Below are 20529 nucleotides of genomic sequence, written 5' to 3' on the forward strand. Positions count from 1 at the left end.
TATTTATTGAAATTTCTATTTGTTTATAGGATTTAGAATTAAGGCAAAAACCGAATAATTAATCATATCCTGATAATTGGCATCAATACCTTCAGAAACCAGGGTTTTACCTTTATTATCTTCGATTTGTTTTACGCGAAGTATTTTTTGCAGAATCAGATCCGTCAGAGAACTTACGCGCATGTCACGCCAGGCTTCACCGTAATCATGGTTTTTGGCTTCCATTAACTCCTTAGTCAGTTTAATTTTAGCATCGTACAATTCAGTTGCTTTTTCTACATCTAAATCTGGTTGATCTGCAACTCCAAGTTCTAACTGAATCAAAGCCATGATAGAATAATTGATAATTCCGATAAATTCTCCTTTTTCGTCTTCATCAACTCTACGGACTTCATTTTCCTGTAAGCTTCTTATTCTTTGTGCTTTTATGAATATCTGATCGGTTAACGATGGCAATCTTAAAATACGCCATGCACTGCCATAATCTTTCATTTTGTTAATAAACAAAGTACGGCAAACCGTAATTACATTATCAAATTCAAGGGAAGTATTCTTCATTTATTGCTGTATATTTGCTAAAAATTTCTTCAAAAATAAGGATAATTTTTTAAGAGTTTCAAGTTTCGGGTTTTCTTTGTTTCAAGTTTTTTCTAAACAAAGTGTTAATACCAATAATCTGAAAGTTGAAAAGAATGTGAAAAGTTTCAGGTTTCAAGTTTCAAGTTTCAAGTTTCAGGTTTCAGGTTGGCGCAGATTGTGTAAGTTCCGGAATCTGAAATCTGAAACAAAGAAAACCAGAAACCTGAAACAAAAAAATAAAACAAATGACAATTAATTGTAAAGGCCGGCTTATCGATTTGTCGATTCCTAAAGTAATGGGGATTTTGAATGTGACACCCAATTCTTTTTTCGACGGAGGAAAATATAAAAATGAAGATGAAATAGTCGTACAGGTTGGTAAAATGCTTTCTGAAGGCGCTTCATTTATTGATATTGGTGCCTATTCGAGTAAACCAAGTGCTGAGTTTGTAACAGAACAGGAAGAGATTGACCGTATCGTTCCGGCGATCGAATTGATTCTAAAACATTTTCCGGAAACCTTATTGTCAATTGATACTTTTAGAGCCGAAGTTGCCAAAGCGAGTATCGAAAGCGGTGCAGCTATTATAAACGACATTGCAGCAGGCGAATTGGACGATAAAATGTTCGAGGTGATTGCTCATTACAATGTGCCTTATATTATGATGCACATGCGCGGAAACCCGCAAACAATGCAAAGTCTGACACAATATGATGATATTGTAAAAGAGATGCTTTTCTATTTCTCAGAAAAGGTAAAAAAAGCTAGAAACATTGGAATCAATGATTTAATCTTAGATCCGGGTTTCGGATTTGCAAAAACAACCGAGCAGAATTTTGAAGTTTTACAAAAAATGGAGCTTTTTAATCTATTAGACTTGCCTGTTTTGGCGGGTGTTTCGAGAAAATCAATGATTTATAAAACATTAAATAATACTGCTGCCGAAGCTTTAAACGGAACAACAGTTCTGAATACAATTGCTTTGACAAAAGGTGCTAAAATACTACGCGTTCATGATATGAAAGAAGCGTTGGAATGTGTGACTTTGTTTGACAAAATGAGTGTGAACAATACTCTAGTGGAGAAAAAGAATGATTAAGAATTTATTGTGTTTAGTTTTTATTGGAATTTGTGCAGCAAGCTGTGCTACTAAAGATTCATCCGGTCTAAAAAGGAATTATAGCGAAAAGATCAATGAAATTAAAGAGTTGAAAGAATATTTTAATAAGATAGTTCCAAAAAACTATATCGTTAGAATAAGATATAACGATTCAGATGAAATTGATTTATTTGTTTACGAACCAACAAATATTCCAGATAAAACAGAATTATTATTTCAGGAATGGAATGTTGATTTTGAAGATTATGTTGCATCTAAAAAGTCTTCGTATTATGATGGAAAAACAAAATCATTAGAAGAAGTTAAAAAAAAACTTAAATGGAGTAATGCAACCTTTATTAAACTTTACGATAAACTAGAGAATGTAAATTGCATTGGAATAACAAATGGAAATCCTACTGAACTAGAATACGGTTTTAGAGGAATGGGAGTTTTAAGTTATTTGATCTTTGATACTAATCTAAGCAAACAGGAACAAAAGGTGAATTCGGATGATTGTTCTAAAATGTTTTATAAAGATAATATTGTATTTGCATTTAGTTCTGGAGCGATTGGGAGTTTTTGCATACCTGATTTTAAAAGAAAATAACAATTTATAAATTGGTTAATTTAAAGTAATATAAAAACATGAAATACTTTACGCTGATTATTGCTTTCCTACTTTTCTCCTGTGGTAAAAAAGAAGACGTTTTGCTTCCAAAATCCAATGTTACGATTGTAAAAGACGTACAAGACCTTTCACCCGTTTACATTTTCTTTAAAACTCAGGGAAAAGATACTATTGCCGATGTAAACCGAAAAAATAGTATCATTTCGACTAATTGGATTTTCAATATTGACAAGCGTCTGCCTTTAAAATTGGTCATTCCGGAAGTAATGAAATTACAAGAGAAAAAGCGAGCCGACAGTGCTCATAAAAACGAAAATGCTGAAAATTATTATTCCTACGCAGATTCCATCGGGAAGAATCTTGCTTTTTTGCCTTTCACGAAAGTGTATTACAAAATGGAGAAACCAAAATTTGGCGTAACAGTTTATTTTAAAAAAGACAACTCAATTTTAGTAAATGGAGTATTGGTTCAAAAAGAAAAATTACAAGATTATCTTGATAATATACCCTGTGATAAACCGAATAAATATATATTTTCTTTTGATAAAGATTTAAATTACGGAAGTTATATCAATAGTAAAATTCTAATGAGAACCTTAAAATTTCCTTTTCCGGTACTGAATCTAACAGACGATGAATTCGTCTTTTAACTTGAATTCGATTAAACCATTAAACAAATTAACCATTAACCTTTACTGATGATGATAAGGCTCGTTTCTTAAAATAGTAAATCCTCTATACAATTGCTCTATAAAAAATAAGCGTACCATTTGGTGGGAGAACGTCATTAGGGAAAGCGATATTTTGCCCTGTGCTTTGCTGTAAACAGTATCCGAAAACCCATAAGGGCCGCCAATCACAAAAACTAAGGTTTTGATTCCGGAATTCATTTTCTTTTGTAACTCTTCAGAAAAACCAACGCTAGAGAAATTTTTACCGTTTTCATCCAGTAAGATCAGCTGATCTGTTGGTGAAAGCTTGGACAGAATCAATTCGCCTTCTTTTTCTTTTTGTTGGCTTTCAGATAAATTCTTGACATTTTTGATATCCGGAATAATCTCCAAGTCAAATTTGATGTAAAACGACAGACGTTTGGTGTAATCATCAATCAAAGTTTGAAGCGATTTGTTATCTGTTTTGCCAATGGCGATAAGTTTGATATTCATTATGTTTGTTTTTTTTGCCACGAATCGCACGAATTAATCCAAAATTTAAAATAGAAAAATCCACATAAACCGTTTATTCTGTGAGCTTATTTTTTATTCTCAAATACCGTTTCAAAATGTTCTACAACAGGAAATGGCTCGTAGTAATGATGCAGCATTTTTTTCCACTCTAAGTATGCTTCAGAAGTTCTAAAACCAACGGTATGGTCTTCGAGCGTATTCCAGTCGACCAGCAAAAGATATTTGTTTTCGACTTCAAGACATTTCTCCAAACGATGGCCCAGATAGCCTTCAATCGACGAAATATATCGACTTGCGTTCGCAAAATCGGTTTCAAATTGAGTTGCCAGACTTGGTTTTACATAAAGAAAAGCGGCTTCAAGGATCATACTTATAATAATTTTATTTGCTGAATCTGCGGAAAAAAAAACACTCTCGCAGATTGCTTCGTCTGTTCGCTATCGCTCGGGTTAGCTGATCAGGCAGATTTGTTTTGATTTTTTGACATAAAAATCGGCATTAATCTGCTTGAATCAGTTTAAAATCTACGTGCGATTTTTACACAGATTGAAGTAATTTAGTTTTTAGAAAATTTATCTTCAAAAGTTTTGAACCTTGCATCCAGATCTTTCAATAATTGTTTTTTTACAGAGTCATCCTGAATAAAACTGTAATTGATACTGTTGTAGACATATTGTTTTATCGTGGCATACGAAACATCCTTGTATCTTTTGGCTAATAAAACATATTGCTCCGTCATATTTGTTCTTAGAATTCCTGCATCATCGGTACTGATTACGATTGGGACATTAAATTCTTTGTAAAGAGTAAACGGGTGACGGTTTTCTTTTACCTTCAAAATGAATTCATTACTGGTTAGATTGATCTCAATTGGAATATTATTTTTTGCCATGTTACGCAACAAATCATAAGAGTTTGCTTCATAAGCGATATCGACACCATGTCCGATTCTATTCGCACCCGCGATATAAATGGCGTCATTAATATGCCAGGTTAAATCTTCTGGCTGAACCAATCCTAAAGTTAATTCGCCGGCATGAAGTGTATACTTTACAGCAGGAAACTTAGAATTACAGTATTTAAACATCACCATGTGCAACCAATAATCTTTCATCGAATTTTCGCCGTGTTCCGGTGAAACAATATTTACGCCTGCAACCAGTTTACTGCTGTTGGCAGAGATAAATGCGATGGTCAGGTTTTTAAATAAATCGACAGGATCCATAAAACGCAACACAAAATTCTGATAGCGCATCGTAAAACGCTCATCGTCAATTTTAAGGTCTTTGTGCAGCTTAGCGATAAAATTAGTATTGAAATCTACAGCATACTTCTTGGCTTCTTTTTGTTCAAGTGATTTGTACAACTCGTCTAAAAGTTTAAGTGTCGCTTTTTCGTCCTTTTGAGTTGCTGCCTGACGTAATTTTGAATTAAAACCAGCTAGGTCAGAAACATTCATATCACACGGAATCGTTGATAATTGGGTTTCAATATAACTCACATTTTCAGCCAGAGCACGTTTTTTTAATTCCAGCATTCCTTCGGCAAAATGTCCTTTAATAGTAGGTTCGAATTTTTGAAAAGAGTCAAAAAACAAATCATCAGAAGGTACAGAACCATTATAATCTTTTGCAGACCAGGTTTGCATAACCTGTTGTTGGTAGTGATCTAGTTTGCCTTCTTTTTTTAGAGAAGAGAAGGTCTGCCAGTTTCCTTTTTCGGGTTTTGTTTTAGAGACTTCCATAGTTTCTAAATTCAGATAAAAGTCTTCTGCAATCGCTCTTTCCAGAAGAGGTTCTGCATAAATTGATCCGGAAAAATGATGGTGTAAATCACCGCCTTTTGGCATTTGTTGAAAGAAAGCTGTTGAGAGAGCTTCGTTATTTCTAATTTTTTCTAAATAACTGTCAGCTGTTTGAGAAAAGCCGATTTGTGCTATAAAAATACAGAAAAGTGTAATTATCCTTGTCATACTCTAAGTTTAAATTACATGCAAATATACGAGTTTCTGCCGAGATTTAAAAATTGATTTCGTTGTGTTATTTTTTTACCGCAAAGAGCGCAAGGTTTTGTTATGTGCTAAACTTTATATAAACGCAAAGTTCGCAACGCTTTACCTAAAAAAACTTTGCGAACTTTGCGTAATTCTTTGTGTGCTTTGCGGTTAAAAAAACTTAGTAGTTTTAAGAAAAAAGCACATCATGAATTTCGTCCACCTTATCAAAAACACTTTTTGCAAAAGGACAAAGCGGGATAATTTTCAGGTTATTAGTTCGGGCGAATTCTACTGCGGCCATTACGAGTTTTTTACCAACGCCTCTTCCGTTAAAATCTTCATTTACTTCTGTATGGTCGATGATGAATTTAGAATCGCCTGCCCAGGTATAGGTCATTTTTCCGGCTTGTTTTCCGTCTTCTACAGCTTCAAAATAGCCTCTTCTTGTATCGTTTATTTGTTGAATTTCCATGATGTGTTATATTAATGTGGTTTTAATTTCTATTGAATTTGTTAGTGTTTTATGTATCGGGCAGCTATTGGCAATCGTTTCAAGACGTTGTCTTTGCTTATCATCTACTTCGCCGATAATTTCAATTTTTCGGGTAAACAAGGAAACTTTTTGATCCAGATCCCTTTCAAAATCTACTTTGATCTTGATTTCTGTGACATCCCATTGCTTACGATTGATATACATTCGAAGTGTTATCAAAGTACAGGAAGCTAAAGAGGAGGCCAGTAGTTCTGACGGACTAAATCCTAAATTTTTGCCTCCCATTTCCTGCGGCTCGTCGGCAATTACAATGTTTCCGCTGGCAGATGTTATTTCTGTGCGATACAAACGGGTGTCGATTTGTGCTGATAGTGTATCCATAGTTATCGCATTTTAGGGTCAGGTAAAGGAACAAAATCCGTTTCGCCCGGAACTTTAGGGAAGGTCTGTTCTGTCCAGTCTTTTTTTGCTTTTTCGATTAGGTTTTTATCTGAAGAAACAAAATTCCAGAAAATGAAATGTTCTTCAGGAAAGGGCTGTCCTCCAAAGATATAAACCGTTGTGTTCTCAGCGATTTCAAATTCACATAACGTACTGTCGTTGGTAATTAGAATTTGTTTTGGATCGTAAACATGCTCTCCGCTTTTAATACTTCCTTCGAGAATGTACAAACCGCTTTCTCCAAAAAGATCCTTTCCAATGTTGATTTTTCTGGCCTCGGTGCTTTTGATTTCGATAAAATAAAGCGGACTGTATACAGGAACGGGTGATTTCTTGCCAAACGCTTCTCCTGCGATTAATTTATAGGAAACGCCATCTTCTTCCCAACCAGGGATATCACTTTCTTCTACATGTGTAAAATTGGGATCCATTTGTTCGAGTTCTTTCGGTAATGCCACCCAAATTTGCAGGCCATGAAGCATTTTGTCAGAATGTCTCAGATATTCCGGAGTTCGCTCTGAATGTACAATCCCTTTTCCGGCTGTCATCCAGTTTACAGCGCCCGGTTTTATTTCCAGTTCGGTACCCAGACTGTCTCGGTGCATAATGCTTCCTTCAAACAAAAAAGTCAAAGTAGAAAGTCCGATGTGCGGATGTGGAGGGACATCCATATTTTGATATTGATTTAGATGCGCAGGTCCCATGTGATCGATAAATACAAATGGTCCAACCGCTCTTTTTTCACGGAAAGGCAGTAAACGGCCTACCATAAAATTGCCAATATTGGCAGCGCGTTCTTCGATGATTAAACTGATATTTGACATGTTCTTCGTTTTAGTTGAAAGCAAAATTACAGCTGTAGTTGTAATCTGTAACTTAATTTAGATTAAGAAAGTTTGTTTTTGGTATTCTTTATAAAAGTAAGGAATAGAATTAAAAAAGATTTGATTTGAATTGAAAAAGAACACCAATTACACCAATTTTCACGAACTAATTTTGTGTAATGATTGAACGCATAGAAACATAGAACCCTAAATTGGATGCGGAGGAAGGTTTAAGAAAATCAAGATTTTTTCATAAAACTATGAGTCTTATTTAAAATGAAATGACTTTATATGTACAATCAAAAACTATGTTTCTATGTGTTTAAAAATTTACTCAATCAATTTGTGTTAATTTTTCTAATTCGTGTTCTTGTGTTAATCATTCAATCAATTCAAAATCGAGTGTTTCGCTTTCAGTTCCATTGATAATAATCGATAACTGATGTTTTCCGGTATGAAAAACACGTGTTGTAATGATTTTGAACGATTGGTTTCGCTCTACTTTAATGGTTTCATTTGGGAGATAAATCTTCTCACTAATTCTAAAGACTTTTTTTGCCAGATGCCCTTTCGCTTTTCTATAGTGAACAGCATATTCTAAACGAATCGTTTTCGGTTCATTATTTTTATTGTTCAGATGAAAGTGAAACTGCAGATAATCTCCAATTTTTACAATTGGTGTTTTGATTTCGAAAGAAGAAAGTTCAATATTGGTACTTTCCAGTCCATAATGACTCAGGATTTCAGGATGCCCCTGTTTTAGTAAAGTACGACAGCCGTGTTTGATAATTCCGTCAGTTTCTTTGCTGTGACCTTTCCAATTACGGGCAATTTTTAAGACGATTTGCGGATTGTCTTTTACAATATCGTTCAGGTTATTGGCGACGCTTCGACGCACATATTCCGAAGGATCATTTTTAAGGTTCTCTAAAATAGGGAGAATAGAGGCAGGGTCTTTTTTTAGATACGGAATTGCCATAGCCCAAGGTAATCTTGACCGGCTTCCTTCGCTGGCCAATCGGCGAACATGATGGTTTTCGTGCAGGGACCATTTGGTCATTTCGTCGGTCATTTCTTCTTTGTACTTTAAAATGAAAGGACGAACGGCAAACTCACAGCTTATAAATTGTGTGATCGAAACGAAGGCCTTTGTCGAAGTTTTAAAATCATCCAAACCATACATTTCGATATAGTCTGCAAAGAAAATAAAGGCGAGATTGCTATCTGTGAAGCTGTTTTTCTTTAGATTTTCAATGATTTTATCAAGTAAAGAAATGGCTTCCGGAAAATTTTGAGGCATAAACTGGTGCAAAACAACAGTGGTATGTTTCATACGGTCTTTCCATTCTTTTTGACCAAAGTCACCTTCATAAATAGCCTCAATAAATTTATGTTTATCGAATGTTGGATGTACTTCTGCTACGGCCTGACCAAATTTTTCGTAAAAAGCAACCGAGTATATGTCTTTAATTAATCCCATGGTTTTGTTTGAATGAACCTCAAAGGTATTTATTGTTCTTTAATTTTTTGAACGATTAATGGATTAAGTTTAGTTAGGAATGAACACTTAATCTTTCAAACTTTTTTAATGGTTTGTACATTTTAAAATCAAAGCTAAGCTTTCAAATCCACAAAATATATCCTACTTTAGCATCTCATAAAATTTAAGAAAAATGATTAGCGAAGTACAGTTTCAAGACGAATTACAACTATTGATCAGTAATGCAATTCGGGAAGATGTAGGCACGGGAGATTATAGTTCTCTGGCTTGTATTCCGGACACGGCACACGGTCAGGCTAAATTATTAGTTAAAGATCAGGGGATTATTGCAGGTGTTGCCTTGGCGAAAATGGTTTTTGAATATGTAGATCCAAAATTAAAAGTGAAAACTTTTATAGAAGATGGAACTCATGTAGAATACGGTGATGTGGTTTTTGAAGTTTCGGGAAGTTCTCAGTCTATTTTGAAAGCAGAAAGAGTTGTCTTGAATACCATGCAGCGTATGTCGGCAATTGCTACCAAAACAGATCAGTATGTTCAGTTACTGGAAGGAACCGGAGCTAAAATATTAGATACGCGTAAAACGACTCCAAATTTCAGGGTTGCCGAAAAATGGGCGGTAAAAATCGGAGGAGGAGAAAACCATCGTTTTGCCTTGTATGATATGGTTATGCTGAAAGACAATCATATTGATTTTGCGGGTGGAATTACACTTGCCATCAAGAAAACCAGAGACTATTTAGCAGCGAATGATTTAGATTTGAAAATTATAGTCGAAGCCAGAAATTTAGATGAGATTCGCGAGATTCTTTTGAGTGAGGGAGTTCACAGAATTCTAATCGATAATTTTAATTATGAAGACACTAAAACGGCTGTGCAATTAATTGGTAAAAAATGCCAGACGGAATCTTCAGGAAATATCAACGAAAAAACGATTCGTGAATATGGACTTTGCGGTGTAAACTATATTTCGTCTGGAGCTCTAACGCATTCTGTTTACAACATGGATTTAAGTCTGAAGGCTTTTTAAGTGAGTTGTGAAATGTAAAATGTAAAATGTAAAATGAAAAATGTTAGGTGTGAAATGTGAGTAAATAAAGGCATAGCTTGTGTAAATTTAATTATCGAGTATCTGGCAATTTAAGAATCTAACTATCTAAAAATCTAAAATAAATATGTCAAAAGAGATAGAAGACCGGATCGACAAAATTCCGGTTGTGCGATCTGTAGTGTACTTTTTCAAGAGAATAAAATTGCCCTGGCTGGAAGGTTTTTCGTTGTATGATTTGCTTGAAATGTATACGATTGGTATTATTGAAGGAGCATTTTCGTATCATGCGAGCGCTGTTTCGTTCAGCTTTTTTATGGCTTTGTTTCCTTTTGCGTTATTTATTTTAAACTTGATCCCTTTTATACCTATTGAAGGATTTCAACAGGATTTTTTACAGTTTGTACAGCAAGGCGTTCCTCCAAATACATACGATGCGATCAGCAAAATTATAAGTGATATTTTAAACAATAGTCATTCCGGTTTATTGTCATCAGGTTTTTTGCTTTCGATATTTTTAATGGCGAATGGTATTAATGGAATATTGAGTGGTTTTGAGTCTTCGAAACATGTTTTTGACAAGCGTGGTTTTTTAAGCCAGTATTTGGTGGCGCTGGCGATTTCGCTTGTGATGACCATTATATTGTTTGTAACAGTGGCAACCATTGTTGTTTTTGAGGTCTTTATTCAAAAAACAATCATTCAGGATGTGTTGAGTGATCGTATTCCGCTGATTATTTTAGGGAGGTATTTGTTTGTTATTTTAATGATTCTGATAACATCTTCAATTTTATTGCGTTATGGTACGAAGCAGTATAATAAAGTGCCTTTTATAAGCATTGGGTCTGTTTTTACAACCATTTTAATTGTGATATCTTCATTCTTTTTTGGGATTTGGGTTATAAAATTCTCAAAATATAACGAACTTTATGGTTCGATTGGTACATTATTAATTCTAATGTTTTACATTTGGATAAACTGTATGATTCTGCTTTTGGGATTTGAATTGAATGCCTCTATCAGAAAATTAAAACAAAAAAAAAATAAATAATATGAAAAATTGGATGTTAACGATTGGTGTTTTTTTTCTAACATTAGGCACAATTCAAGGTCAGGGTGTAATTGGAAAATGGAAAACAGTTGATGATGAAACTGGTGAAGCAAAATCAGTTGTAGAGATTTATGAAAAATCAGGTAAAGTGTATGGTAAAATTGTAGAAATACTTCGCGAAAACCACAAAAAGGACTTATGTACTAAATGTGATGGAGCAGATAAAAACAAGCCAATTCTGGGGATGGTCGTTATCAATGGACTTAAAAAAGACGGTTCTGAATACAGTGGAGGAACAATCTTGGATCCAACAAACGGGAAAAAATACAAATGTTATATTGCATTAGAATCTGCGGATAAACTTAAACTTCGTGGTTATGTTGGTATTTCTATCATGGGAAGAACACAATATTGGAGCAGAGTGAAGAATTAATTTCAAAAAAAAATAAAATGCGAAAATTAGCATTGATTGTTTTAGTCCTGGCACAGCTATCCAATAGTTTTGCACAATCTAAGAATTCGCCATTACAAATAAGTCATCTTACGGGTGACTTTTATGTTTATAGGACGTTTCATGAATATAAAGGAACACAGATTTCGGCAAATGCCATGTATCTTGTTACAGCTAAAGGAGTTGTATTGTTTGATGCTCCCTGGGATAAAACACAGTTTCAGCCTTTGTTGGATAGTATAAAGACAAGGCATCATAAAGAGGTTATAATGTGTTTTGCTACGCATTCACATGAAGACAGGGCAGGAGGTTTGGAGTTTTACCGAAAAAAAGGAATCAAAACCTATACAATAAAACTAACAGACGAAATTCTGAAAAAAAACAAAGAAGAAAGAGCGGAATTTGTTATTCCAAATGATACTCTATTTACGGTAGGTAAATATACTTTTGAGGTTTATTACCCGGGAAAAGGTCATGCGCCTGACAATATTGTAGTTTGGTTTAATAAAGAAAAAGTGCTTTACGGAGGCTGTTTTATTAAAAGCGCCGAAGCAAAAGATTTAGGTTATCTGGGAGATGCAGACGTGAAAGAATGGCAGAAATCTATTTTGAGAGCGCAGTCGAAATTTAAAAACCCAAAATACATTGTTACAGGTCATGACGATTGGAAGGATTTGACCTCTTTAAAGCATACACTCAAACTGACGCAGGAATACAACGGGACTAAGGTTACTAAGTAGTAATCTGTTTTTGCTGTATCAAAGAGTTACAGTTGTTAAGATTTGGTTTTGGAGCTAAATCGTCATTTATAAATTCTATAAAATATTTACATGTTTTTTGTTGAAGTCGTTTTGCCGCTTTCTTTGGTTAAAACTTTTACGTATCGTGTTTCTGAAGCTGAATTTCATTTTATTAAAAAGGGAATGAGGGTTGCTGTACCATTTGGTAAAAGTAAAATTTATACAGCATTAGTGATTGATTTGCATCAAAACGAACCTGGCTTGTATGAAGCCAAGGAAATTCATGAGATATTAGATGAGAAACCGATCGCAACCGAAGTTCAGATTAAACACTGGCTTTGGGTAGCGAATTATTATATGTGCGCTATTGGGGATGTGTACCGTGGCGCTTTCCCAAGTGGATTGTTGTTGGAGAGTGAAACTATTATTTCGTATAAAGTGGATGCAGTAGTGGATCAAAATGAACTTTCGGACGATGAGTTTTTGGTTTATGAAGCCCTGCAGCAACAAAGTTCTTTAAAGGTTCAGGAGATTATTTCGATGTTAAATAAGAAAAATATTCTTCCTGTTCTTCAAAAAATGATTGCCAGAAACATTATTGTTTTAGAAGAAGAGATTAAAGAAGGGTACAAGCCAAAACTGGTTCGTTATGTGAAATTGCACGCTAAATACGAATCGGATAATGGTTTAGGCGAATTGTTGGAGGTTTTAAAAAATGCCAACAAACAAAAGGAAATTGTATTGGCTTATTTTCAGATTATGGCGTCTGAGAAAAAACCGATTACGGTAAAAAAACTGGTTGAGGTTTCAAATTCAACTTCGGCTGTGGTTAAAGCACTGATTGATAAAGAAATTTTTGAAGAGTATCTTTTGCAGCAAGACAGAGTTTTGTTTACGGGGCAAACAACAGATCAGCAATTGCTGTTGAGTGAAGCGCAGGGAAAAGCTTTTACTGCTATCAAAGAGAATCTTTTAGAAAAAGAAGTTTGCCTGCTTCATGGTGTTACCTCAAGCGGAAAAACAGAAATTTATATCAAGCTTATTGAAGAGTATCTTGCAACCGGAAGACAGATTTTGTATTTGTTGCCGGAAATTGCTTTGACCACACAATTAGTTTCCAGATTAAGGCTTTATTTTGGAGATAAGGTGGCGGTTTTCCATTCTAAATACAGTAATAATGAAAGAGTAGAGGTTTGGAAGCAGACACTTGAAAATTCGGAGAAAGCTCAAATAGTAATAGGGGCTAGGTCGGCATTGTTTCTGCCTTTTGATAATTTAGGTTTATTGATTGTTGATGAAGAGCACGAGCAGACTTTTAAACAGACAGATCCTGCACCGCGTTATCATGCCAGGGATGCAGCAATTGTTTTGGCTAATTTCCATAAGGCAAAAGTATTGTTAGGTTCGGCGACACCAAGTATTGAAACCTATTTTAATGCACAGGCAGATAAGTACGGTCTGGTGTCACTTACTGAGCGTTATAATAATGTTCGAATGCCGGAAATTGTTCTGGTTGATTTGAAAGACAAGCAATTTAGGAAAAGAATGACGGGGCATTTTAGTGATCTTTTAATTGAGGAAATTGCAGAGGCTTTATCTTTGGGTGAACAGATCATTTTGTTTCAGAACAGACGTGGATATTCACCTATAATAGAATGTATGACTTGTGGTCATGTACCACATTGCCAGCAGTGCGATGTAAGTCTGACCTTTCATAAACATAAAAATCAGCTGCGTTGTCATTACTGTGGTTACTCTATTGCAAAGCCAACACATTGTCATAGCTGTTCAAGTATCGATTTGACCACTAAAGGATTTGGTACGGAGCAGATTGAACAGGAACTGGTCACTCTTTTTCCTAAAGCTAAAACCGGACGAATGGATCAGGATACAACCCGAGGAAAGTATGGTTTTGAAAAAATAATTGATTCTTTTAAAAATCGTGAAATTGATATTTTGGTCGGTACACAAATGCTGGCAAAAGGACTGGATTTTGATAATGTAAGTTTGGTCGGAATTATGAATGCGGATAATATGCTGCATCATCCGGATTTCAGAGCTTTTGAACGCAGTTATCAGATGATGACGCAAGTCGCGGGAAGAGCCGGAAGATCAGAAAAACAAGGGAAAGTTGTAATTCAAACCTATAATCCAAATCATAACACGATTCAGCAGGTTACCAATCATAATTATATAGGTATGTATAAGGAGCAATTGTATGATCGCCAGATTTACAAATACCCACCTTATTTCAGAATTATAAAACTGACTTTAAAGCATCGCGATTTCGATAAGTTAAAAGAAGGGTCTATGTGGTTGTATCAGGTTTTAAGCCAGAATTTAAATATGCCGGTACTGGGACCTGAAGAACCTGCAATCAGTAGAATCAGGAATGAGTATATCAGAACCATTCTGATCAAGATTCCGCAGAACCTGCATTTGGTAAATACTAAAAAAACTATTCAGAAAATGCTGAATAGTTTTGAAGCTGTGGCTCAGTACAGAGCTATAAAGGTTGTTGCAAACGTTGACTTTTATTAATTAAGACGACGTTGATAATGCTTTTACTAAATCTTCTTTTTTGTTTCGGCTAAGCGGAATTTTGGTAATACCTATCTCGGCAAATTTACTGTTAAAGCGTTCTACTTTATCAATGTTAATAATATAGGACTTATGTACACGAATAAATTTTTCTTTTGAAAGGTCATTTTCAAAAGATTTCATAGTCGAAAGTACCAGATTGCTATCGTCTTCGGTAACCACTCTTACATAATCACCAAAAGCTTCTATCCATTTGATTTTTGCTGTGAATATTTTGAGCTTTTTAAGATTGCTTTTAATGAATATGTGTTCGCCCTCTTCTTCTTTGATATCTTTTTTTAGCAAATGCATATCGATGGCTCTTTTTACAGAAGCATTAAAACGATCTACGGCAATAGGTTTCTGAAGGTAATCCGTAGCATCATAGTCAAATGCTTTTAAAGCATATTCTGCTTTAGAAGTAATGAATATAATTTGTGGCTTAGATTTTAGCCCGTCAAGAAAATCAAACCCATTAATAACGGGCATTTCTATATCAAGAAATATTAAATCGATATTATTTAGAGAGATACAGCTTTTTGCCTCTATTGCATTAGAAAAATCCCCGATTAAATGCAAACCTGGGTGATTATTAACTAATTTTGCAATAATAGTCCTTTGTATAGAACTATCATCTACAACAACACAGTTTAGTTTCATAACATTAAAATTTAGAATAAATTCAGGATAGCAATAGTAAATGTATTATTTTTTTAAGAAAAAAACTAAAATTGGCATGTATTTTTTGTTGTACAACGAATAAAAGTAAAAAAGTGTTGGATATTTAAAATTTATGGTTACTTTTGCACCCAATTTTAACAAATAAATATTGTATTTATGAATCATTATGAAACTGTTTTCATTTTAAATCCCGTTTTATCTGAGGTTCAGGTGAAGGAAACAGTAACGAAATTTGAAGAATTTCTTACTAGTAGAGGAGCTGAAATGGTATCGAAAGAGGATTGGGGTCTGAAAAAAATGGCTTACGAAATCCAAAACAAAAAAAGTGGTTTTTATCACTTATTCGAATTCAAAGTATCTGGAGAAGTTCTAATTGCTTTTGAAACTGAATTTAGACGTGACGAAAGAGTTATGCGTTTCTTAACTGTAAGTTTAGATAAACATGCTATTTCATGGGCGGAAAGAAGAAGAGCTAAATTAAAATCTACTAAAGCGTAATTATTATGTCTACAATCGAGCAATCTGCAAAAGGAAAAAAAGACGGAGATATCAGATATTTAACGCCTTTAAACATTGAAACAAACAAGACTAAAAAGTATTGCCGTTTCAAAAAATCAGGAATCAAATACATCGATTATAAAGATGCTGATTTCTTATTGAAATTCGTGAATGAGCAAGGAAAAATTCTTCCTCGTCGTTTAACTGGAACTTCATTAAAATACCAAAGAAAAGTTTCTGTAGCTGTAAAAAGAGCTCGTCACTTAGCTTTAATGCCATACGTGGCCGATTTATTAAAATAATTAAAAACTCTAGTCGCTGGTTTCTGTTGAGTCAGAACCTAACTTCTAAAATATAAGGACAACAACATGGAACTTATTTTAAAACAAGACGTACAAAACTTAGGATTTAAAGATGATGTAGTATCTGTAAAACCTGGTTACGGTCGTAACTTTTTAATTCCTCAAGGTTTTGCTACTTTGGCAACTCCTTCTGCTAAAAAAGTTTTAGCTGAAAATCTAAAACAAAGAGCACATAAAGAAGCTAAAGTTGTTGCTGATGCAAAAGCATTAGCTGAAACTTTAAAAGCTCTTGAAATTAAACTTACTGCAAAAGCTGGTGGAGAGAAACTTTTTGGTTCTATCACTAACATCGACATTGCTGAAGCTTTAGAGAAATCAGGTAACGCTATTGATAGAAAATTCATCACTAGTGGTATCGTAAAACGTACTGGAAAATATACAGCTAGCATCCGTTTACACAGAGATGTTATTGTTGAATTAGCATACGAGATTATCGCTGAAAAATAACATTTTGTTAACTTCTTGTTAATAAAATATAAAAACCACTCCTAGGAGTGGTTTTTTTTTGCCTAATTTTGAGAGGAATAACACTCTCAAAACCAGGAAAATGAAAAAAATTTTTGCATTATTACTAGGTGTGTTTGCCATAACCACTACTATCGGGCAAACCACAACGTCGAGTATTAAGGGGATTATCAAGAGTTCTGCCAACGAGCTCTTGCCTGGTGCTACTATCTTAGCAATTCATACTCCTACAGGAAGTAAATATTCAGCTGTTTCCAACGAAGACGGAAGGTTTAATATTTTGAACATGAGAATTGGAGGTCCCTACAAAATTGTAGTGACTTTTGTAGGCTTTCGAAATCACGAATATACTGACTTGAATCTCGATCTGGGGAAACCTTTTAATCTAGACGTTGTTTTGGAAGATGAAAGCCAGACATTGGAAGAGGTGAAAATCGTTTCTAAGGATAAAGTTTTTAAAAGTGGAAAAACGGGAGCTGAAACTACAATTGGAAAACGGGAGTTAACAGCTTTGCCTACCATTTCCAGATCGGCAGAAGATTTCACGCGTTTGGAGCCAACTGCAAGCGGGGGATCTTTTGGAGGAAGAAACGATCAGTATAACAACTACTCTTTAAATGGTGCGGTATTTAATAATCCGTTTGGACTGGATGCTGCAACACCTGGAGGACAGACAGGATCACAGCCTATTTCGCTTGATGCTATTGAGCAGATTCAGGTAGCAACAGCTCCTTACGATGTTACTTTGTCGGGTTTTACCGGAGCTTCGGTCAATGCTGTAACCAAGTCGGGTACAAACGAGTTTCACGGTACGGCCTATGGTTTTTACAGGAATCAGGATTTGACGGGAAGTAAGATAAAAGGAGAAAAAATATTCGTACCCACTTTAGAACAAACCCAGGCGGGTTTTAGCTTAGGCGCTCCTATTATTAAAGATAAACTGTTTATTTTTGGGAATTTTGAAATCGACAAGCGAAGTGATTTAGGGTCAAATTTCGTTGCTAATAACAATGACGGTGTGACCGGAATTAATGAATCTAGGGTTTTGGAATCGGATTTAATAGCGGTTTCAAGTGCTTTGGCTAAGTTAGGATATGATACAGGGCCTTATCAGGGATTTAAGCACGAATCTAATTCGAATAAAGGAATTATTAAAATTGACTGGAATATCAATGACAATCATAAACTGGCGGTTATTTATAATTTTCTAGATGCTTCAAAAGACAAACCGGCACACCCTACAGCTTTGGGTTTCAGAGGACCAAATGCTTCCATTTTGCAGTTTAGAAATGCAGGGTATCAGATTAACAATAACCTGAGTTCTTTCCTGATTGAATTAAACTCAAAATTCAGTGAATCGGTTTCAAATAAACTGCAGGCCGGATATTCGCATTTTAATGACTACAGGGTGCCATTTTCAGTTCCGGCTCCTGTAATTAATATTCAGGATGGAGCGGGTTCTAATTATATTATTGCAGGACATGAACCTTTTTCTATTAATAATACTTTAGATCAGAAAGTAATTCAGATTACAAATAATTTGAATTATAACGTGGGTAAACATGCTTTTACTTTTGGAGCTTCTTTTGAAAAGTTTAAGTTTGCGAACTCCTTTAATCTGGCCGGTTATGACAATTTTGGAAATCCAAACGGATATGCCGGAACCTTTTTTACACCTTATTTTACAACGCAGGACTTTTTAAATGATGCTGCCAAGCCTTTTGCTACCAGTATTATTGCGCAGAATTTAAAGTATGCTCAGGATGTTTTTGCGACTAAAAGTAATTTTGAGGTGGGAAGTAATGGAGGATGGAAATTGGCCGAATTGAATGTAGGACAATTGGCATTTTACGCCCAGGACGACATCAGTATTGGAGATGATTTTAAGTTGTCGTTAGGATTAAGAATTGACAAGCCCTTGTATTTTAATACTGCCGATTTGATTCAGAAATACATAGATACTGATAATGGCGGAGGCAAAAGAAATAACAATACCGATTATTTTAATCCGCAAACGGGTCAGGCTGTTAAGTTAATTTCCACCGATTTACCAAGTGACCGGATTTTATGGTCGCCTAGAGTTGGTTTCAACTGGGATGTTAATGGCGATGCTACTTCGCAGCTTCGTGGAGGCTCAGGAGTTTTTACCGGAAGAATTCCTTTTGTTTGGTTAGGCAATCAGGTGAGCGGTGCCGACGACAGCTTTTTCCAGATTATGGATCCGGATTATAAATGGCCACAGGTTTGGAGAACGAGCCTCGGATTTGATCACCGGTTTGAAAGCAATTATATCGTAACAGCAGATTTGTCTTACAATAGAGATATCAATGCGGTACACGTTCAGAACTGGGGATTAAAAGCACCAACTGGTACATTGGCGGGTGTCGACAACAGGTCTATTTACCTAGCGGCAGATAAGGGAGCAAACAATGCTTATGTAATGACAAATTCAGATAAGGGGAGCGCTTTTAATGCAACGCTAAAAGTGCAGAAAAACTTCGAAAATGGTCTTTATGCCAGTGTAGCTTATAATTACCTGAAATCAAAGGATGTGAACTCTATCGAAGCTGAAATTACAGGAGATGCTTTTGCTTTTAATCCAGCCTTAGGAAATGTAAACAATGATGTGCTTTCGAATTCTAAATACGGAGACAATCACCGTTTTATAGCAGTAGGTTCTAAAAAATGGAAGTATGGAAAAGACAAATGGGCAACAACGGTTTCTGCTGTTTTTGAATATGCACAGGGAGGACGCTTTAATTATACATACGGAGGAGATATTAACGGGGACGGTTCCAATGTAAACGATTTAATTTATATCCCTACAACAGCTGAGATAACGCTAATGAACTTTAGTGCAGCGGGAGAAGGGGCTGCTTTTGATCAATTTATCGCTCAGGATAAATATATGAAAAACAGAAGAGGTCAGTATGCAGAGCGTTACGGTGCCATATCTCCCTGGAGAGGAAGATGTGATCTGAAGGTACTACAGGATTATAATTTCAAGATTTCTTCAGCTTCTGATAAGAAGAATACAATTCAGTTTAGTATTGATGTTTTGAATTTTGGAAACCTGCTAAATTCAGACTGGGGAGTGGTTCAGGTGCCTACAAGCGTTCAGCCTATTGGGGTTAAAGTTGTTGGGAATACCCCAACTTATACTTTTAATGGAACGCAGACCAAAACGTTTAATTATGATGCCAGTTTAATGTCGAGATGGCAGGCGCAATTTGGTATACGATACATTTTTTAGTAAAGCAAAAAAAGTTATAAATTTGCCCTCGCATTTGCGGGGGCTTTTTTTATGGATACAAAAAAAGTTCCGGAATTTTATACAAGCTCTTTTTAGAGTGTTTAACACAAGAAAAATAATGAAGTACGCAAGATTAACAAAAGAGCAATTTGATGAATTGCACGCAGAATTTGCCAGCTTTTTGGCAACGCAGGCTATTGATAAAGCAGAGTGGGATGCTCTTAAAGTAAATAAACCGGAAGTTGCGGAGCAGGAACTGGATGTTTTTTCAGATTTGATCTGGGAAGGTGTTTTGTCGAGAGCAGAATTTTTGGAGCATTTTTCTAAAAACCATATCTTTTTATTTCAGTGTTTTGAAACCCATGTGCAGTCTATAGTATTAAAATCGGTGGTTGCTGAAACTGATTTTCTGACTAAAGAGGGTTTGCAATGGCTGTCGGATAATATGTTTACCGAAAATATAGAAATGAAAGTAGGCAAAAAAGTATTTACAGAAGATCGAAATGCTTCTATTTTTGAATTAATTCAGCAGGGAGCATTCTTAAGTGACGGACAATTGTTTAAGCAAATTAATTCTATTATTGAATCGTAATTGCTCTTTTTGAAGTTTTAAAGGTTTGAAATAGGTAAACATTTGATATTTAAATG

22 protein-coding genes are annotated in these 20529 nt (G+C 35.1%); 13 read left to right on the forward strand and 9 right to left on the reverse strand.

Going from position 1 to position 20529, the window contains the following annotated elements:
* Positions 1-15: 15 nt before the first annotated feature.
* Positions 16-558 carry a DUF1599 domain-containing protein gene (locus FLA105534_RS14620; protein WP_173966861.1) on the reverse strand — a complete coding sequence of 181 codons (543 nt, stop codon included), beginning with the start codon at positions 556-558 and terminating at the stop codon, positions 16-18.
* 266 nt (positions 559-824) lie between these two features.
* Between FLA105534_RS14620 and folP the strand changes: the two genes are divergently transcribed.
* Genes folP through FLA105534_RS14635 form a run of 3 tightly spaced genes read left to right on the forward strand, consistent with a single transcriptional unit; the run spans position 825 to position 2960 of the window.
* Positions 825-1679, forward strand: coding sequence for a dihydropteroate synthase (gene folP / locus FLA105534_RS14625; RefSeq protein ID WP_173966862.1), 855 nt, complete (start codon positions 825-827; stop codon positions 1677-1679).
* Entirely contained in the window at positions 1672-2289 is a 618-nt protein-coding gene (locus FLA105534_RS14630; RefSeq protein WP_173966863.1) for a hypothetical protein, read from the forward strand. Before folP ends, FLA105534_RS14630 begins: the two co-directional genes overlap by 8 nt.
* A 38-nt stretch (positions 2290-2327) precedes the next feature.
* Positions 2328-2960: a hypothetical protein gene (locus FLA105534_RS14635; protein ID WP_173966864.1), complete on the forward strand. Its 633-nt coding sequence runs from the start codon at positions 2328-2330 to the stop codon at positions 2958-2960.
* 42 nt (positions 2961-3002) lie between these two features.
* On the opposite strand, the gene rlmH is transcribed toward FLA105534_RS14635, so the two are convergent.
* From rlmH to FLA105534_RS14670, 7 genes are all read right to left on the reverse strand, one after another.
* Entirely contained in the window at positions 3003-3476 is a 474-nt protein-coding gene (rlmH, locus tag FLA105534_RS14640) for a 23S rRNA (pseudouridine(1915)-N(3))-methyltransferase RlmH (protein WP_026982293.1), read from the reverse strand.
* Positions 3477-3562: 86 nt separating this feature from the next.
* Positions 3563-3865 (reverse strand): antibiotic biosynthesis monooxygenase family protein, encoded by a 303-nt coding sequence (locus FLA105534_RS14645; protein ID WP_173966865.1) that lies wholly within the window; start codon positions 3863-3865, stop codon positions 3563-3565.
* A gap of 188 nt (positions 3866-4053) precedes the next feature.
* A complete protein-coding gene (locus FLA105534_RS14650) occupies positions 4054-5469 on the reverse strand; it encodes an amidohydrolase family protein (RefSeq protein WP_173966866.1) in 1416 nt (471 codons plus the stop codon).
* 211 nt (positions 5470-5680) lie between these two features.
* On the reverse strand, positions 5681-5965 hold the full coding sequence (locus FLA105534_RS14655) for a GNAT family N-acetyltransferase (RefSeq protein WP_173966867.1): 285 nt from the start codon (positions 5963-5965) through the stop codon (positions 5681-5683).
* A gap of 6 nt (positions 5966-5971) precedes the next feature.
* Entirely contained in the window at positions 5972-6367 is a 396-nt protein-coding gene (locus FLA105534_RS14660; protein ID WP_173966868.1) for an OsmC family protein, read from the reverse strand.
* Between the two features lie 2 nt (positions 6368-6369).
* Complete coding sequence (locus FLA105534_RS14665) at positions 6370-7251, reverse strand: pirin family protein (protein ID WP_173966869.1); 882 nt, start codon at positions 7249-7251, stop codon at positions 6370-6372.
* 379 nt (positions 7252-7630) lie between these two features.
* Positions 7631-8731, reverse strand: coding sequence for a DNA alkylation repair protein (locus FLA105534_RS14670; protein WP_173966870.1), 1101 nt, complete (start codon positions 8729-8731; stop codon positions 7631-7633).
* Between the two features lie 193 nt (positions 8732-8924).
* On the opposite strand from FLA105534_RS14670, the gene nadC reads away from it, so the two are divergent.
* The 5 genes from nadC to priA all read left to right on the forward strand — a co-directional run bounded on the left by nadC (position 8925) and on the right by priA (position 14583).
* Positions 8925-9782: a carboxylating nicotinate-nucleotide diphosphorylase gene (nadC, locus tag FLA105534_RS14675; RefSeq protein ID WP_173966871.1), complete on the forward strand. Its 858-nt coding sequence runs from the start codon at positions 8925-8927 to the stop codon at positions 9780-9782.
* 145 nt (positions 9783-9927) lie between these two features.
* Positions 9928-10851 carry a YihY/virulence factor BrkB family protein gene (locus FLA105534_RS14680; RefSeq protein WP_173966872.1) on the forward strand — a complete coding sequence of 308 codons (924 nt, stop codon included), beginning with the start codon at positions 9928-9930 and terminating at the stop codon, positions 10849-10851.
* Between the two features lies 1 nt (position 10852).
* Positions 10853-11284, forward strand: a complete 432-nt coding sequence (locus FLA105534_RS14685; protein WP_173966873.1) for a DUF2147 domain-containing protein — start codon at positions 10853-10855, stop codon at positions 11282-11284.
* A gap of 17 nt (positions 11285-11301) precedes the next feature.
* Positions 11302-12042, forward strand: a complete 741-nt coding sequence (gene bla-B1-FLAV / locus FLA105534_RS14690) for a subclass B1 metallo-beta-lactamase (protein WP_173966874.1) — start codon at positions 11302-11304, stop codon at positions 12040-12042.
* Between the two features lie 90 nt (positions 12043-12132).
* A complete protein-coding gene (gene priA / locus FLA105534_RS14695; RefSeq protein ID WP_173966875.1) occupies positions 12133-14583 on the forward strand; it encodes a replication restart helicase PriA in 2451 nt (816 codons plus the stop codon).
* Here priA and FLA105534_RS14700 read toward each other — a convergent pair whose 3' ends face one another.
* The gene (locus FLA105534_RS14700) at positions 14584-15282 is read right to left on the reverse strand and encodes a LytR/AlgR family response regulator transcription factor (RefSeq protein ID WP_173966876.1); all 699 of its coding nucleotides are present in this window, start codon (positions 15280-15282) and stop codon (positions 14584-14586) included.
* 177 nt (positions 15283-15459) lie between these two features.
* Here FLA105534_RS14700 and rpsF point away from each other — a divergent pair, with 177 nt between their 5' ends.
* The 5 genes from rpsF (at position 15460) to FLA105534_RS14725 (ending at position 20473) form a co-directional block, all read left to right on the forward strand.
* Positions 15460-15801 (forward strand): 30S ribosomal protein S6, encoded by a 342-nt coding sequence (rpsF, locus tag FLA105534_RS14705; RefSeq protein ID WP_041518692.1) that lies wholly within the window; start codon positions 15460-15462, stop codon positions 15799-15801.
* 5 nt (positions 15802-15806) lie between these two features.
* A complete protein-coding gene (gene rpsR / locus FLA105534_RS14710; RefSeq protein WP_002987043.1) occupies positions 15807-16103 on the forward strand; it encodes a 30S ribosomal protein S18 in 297 nt (98 codons plus the stop codon).
* A gap of 66 nt (positions 16104-16169) precedes the next feature.
* Positions 16170-16610, forward strand: coding sequence for a 50S ribosomal protein L9 (gene rplI / locus FLA105534_RS14715; RefSeq protein WP_173966877.1), 441 nt, complete (start codon positions 16170-16172; stop codon positions 16608-16610).
* 100 nt (positions 16611-16710) lie between these two features.
* Positions 16711-19881, forward strand: a complete 3171-nt coding sequence (locus tag FLA105534_RS14720) for a TonB-dependent receptor (RefSeq protein ID WP_173966878.1) — start codon at positions 16711-16713, stop codon at positions 19879-19881.
* A 118-nt stretch (positions 19882-19999) separates the two neighbouring features.
* Positions 20000-20473 carry a DUF6495 family protein gene (locus tag FLA105534_RS14725; RefSeq protein WP_173966879.1) on the forward strand — a complete coding sequence of 158 codons (474 nt, stop codon included), beginning with the start codon at positions 20000-20002 and terminating at the stop codon, positions 20471-20473.
* Positions 20474-20529 lie beyond the last annotated feature (56 nt).

The sequence above is a fragment of the Flavobacterium collinsii genome (assembly GCF_902804485.1).
In the GTDB taxonomy this organism is placed as follows: domain Bacteria; phylum Bacteroidota; class Bacteroidia; order Flavobacteriales; family Flavobacteriaceae; genus Flavobacterium; species Flavobacterium collinsii.

Bases quoted from the DNA above. Each gene is read 5' to 3' on its own strand.
- FLA105534_RS14620 (WP_173966861.1), bottom strand. From the start codon at position 558: ATGAAGAATACTTCCCTTGAATTTGATAATGTAATTACGGTTTGCCGT.
- folP (WP_173966862.1), top strand. From the start codon at position 825: ATGACAATTAATTGTAAAGGCCGGCTTATCGATTTGTCGATTCCTAAA.
- FLA105534_RS14630 (WP_173966863.1), top strand. From the start codon at position 1,672: ATGATTAAGAATTTATTGTGTTTAGTTTTTATTGGAATTTGTGCAGCA.
- FLA105534_RS14635 (WP_173966864.1), top strand. From the start codon at position 2,328: ATGAAATACTTTACGCTGATTATTGCTTTCCTACTTTTCTCCTGTGGT.
- rlmH (WP_026982293.1), bottom strand. From the start codon at position 3,476: ATGAATATCAAACTTATCGCCATTGGCAAAACAGATAACAAATCGCTT.
- FLA105534_RS14645 (WP_173966865.1), bottom strand. From the start codon at position 3,865: ATGATCCTTGAAGCCGCTTTTCTTTATGTAAAACCAAGTCTGGCAACT.
- FLA105534_RS14650 (WP_173966866.1), bottom strand. From the start codon at position 5,469: ATGACAAGGATAATTACACTTTTCTGTATTTTTATAGCACAAATCGGC.
- FLA105534_RS14655 (WP_173966867.1), bottom strand. From the start codon at position 5,965: ATGGAAATTCAACAAATAAACGATACAAGAAGAGGCTATTTTGAAGCT.
- FLA105534_RS14660 (WP_173966868.1), bottom strand. From the start codon at position 6,367: ATGGATACACTATCAGCACAAATCGACACCCGTTTGTATCGCACAGAA.
- FLA105534_RS14665 (WP_173966869.1), bottom strand. From the start codon at position 7,251: ATGTCAAATATCAGTTTAATCATCGAAGAACGCGCTGCCAATATTGGC.
- FLA105534_RS14670 (WP_173966870.1), bottom strand. From the start codon at position 8,731: ATGGGATTAATTAAAGACATATACTCGGTTGCTTTTTACGAAAAATTT.
- nadC (WP_173966871.1), top strand. From the start codon at position 8,925: ATGATTAGCGAAGTACAGTTTCAAGACGAATTACAACTATTGATCAGT.
- FLA105534_RS14680 (WP_173966872.1), top strand. From the start codon at position 9,928: ATGTCAAAAGAGATAGAAGACCGGATCGACAAAATTCCGGTTGTGCGA.
- FLA105534_RS14685 (WP_173966873.1), top strand. From the start codon at position 10,853: ATGAAAAATTGGATGTTAACGATTGGTGTTTTTTTTCTAACATTAGGC.
- bla-B1-FLAV (WP_173966874.1), top strand. From the start codon at position 11,302: ATGCGAAAATTAGCATTGATTGTTTTAGTCCTGGCACAGCTATCCAAT.
- priA (WP_173966875.1), top strand. From the start codon at position 12,133: ATGTTTTTTGTTGAAGTCGTTTTGCCGCTTTCTTTGGTTAAAACTTTT.
- FLA105534_RS14700 (WP_173966876.1), bottom strand. From the start codon at position 15,282: ATGAAACTAAACTGTGTTGTTGTAGATGATAGTTCTATACAAAGGACT.
- rpsF (WP_041518692.1), top strand. From the start codon at position 15,460: ATGAATCATTATGAAACTGTTTTCATTTTAAATCCCGTTTTATCTGAG.
- rpsR (WP_002987043.1), top strand. From the start codon at position 15,807: ATGTCTACAATCGAGCAATCTGCAAAAGGAAAAAAAGACGGAGATATC.
- rplI (WP_173966877.1), top strand. From the start codon at position 16,170: ATGGAACTTATTTTAAAACAAGACGTACAAAACTTAGGATTTAAAGAT.
- FLA105534_RS14720 (WP_173966878.1), top strand. From the start codon at position 16,711: ATGAAAAAAATTTTTGCATTATTACTAGGTGTGTTTGCCATAACCACT.
- FLA105534_RS14725 (WP_173966879.1), top strand. From the start codon at position 20,000: ATGAAGTACGCAAGATTAACAAAAGAGCAATTTGATGAATTGCACGCA.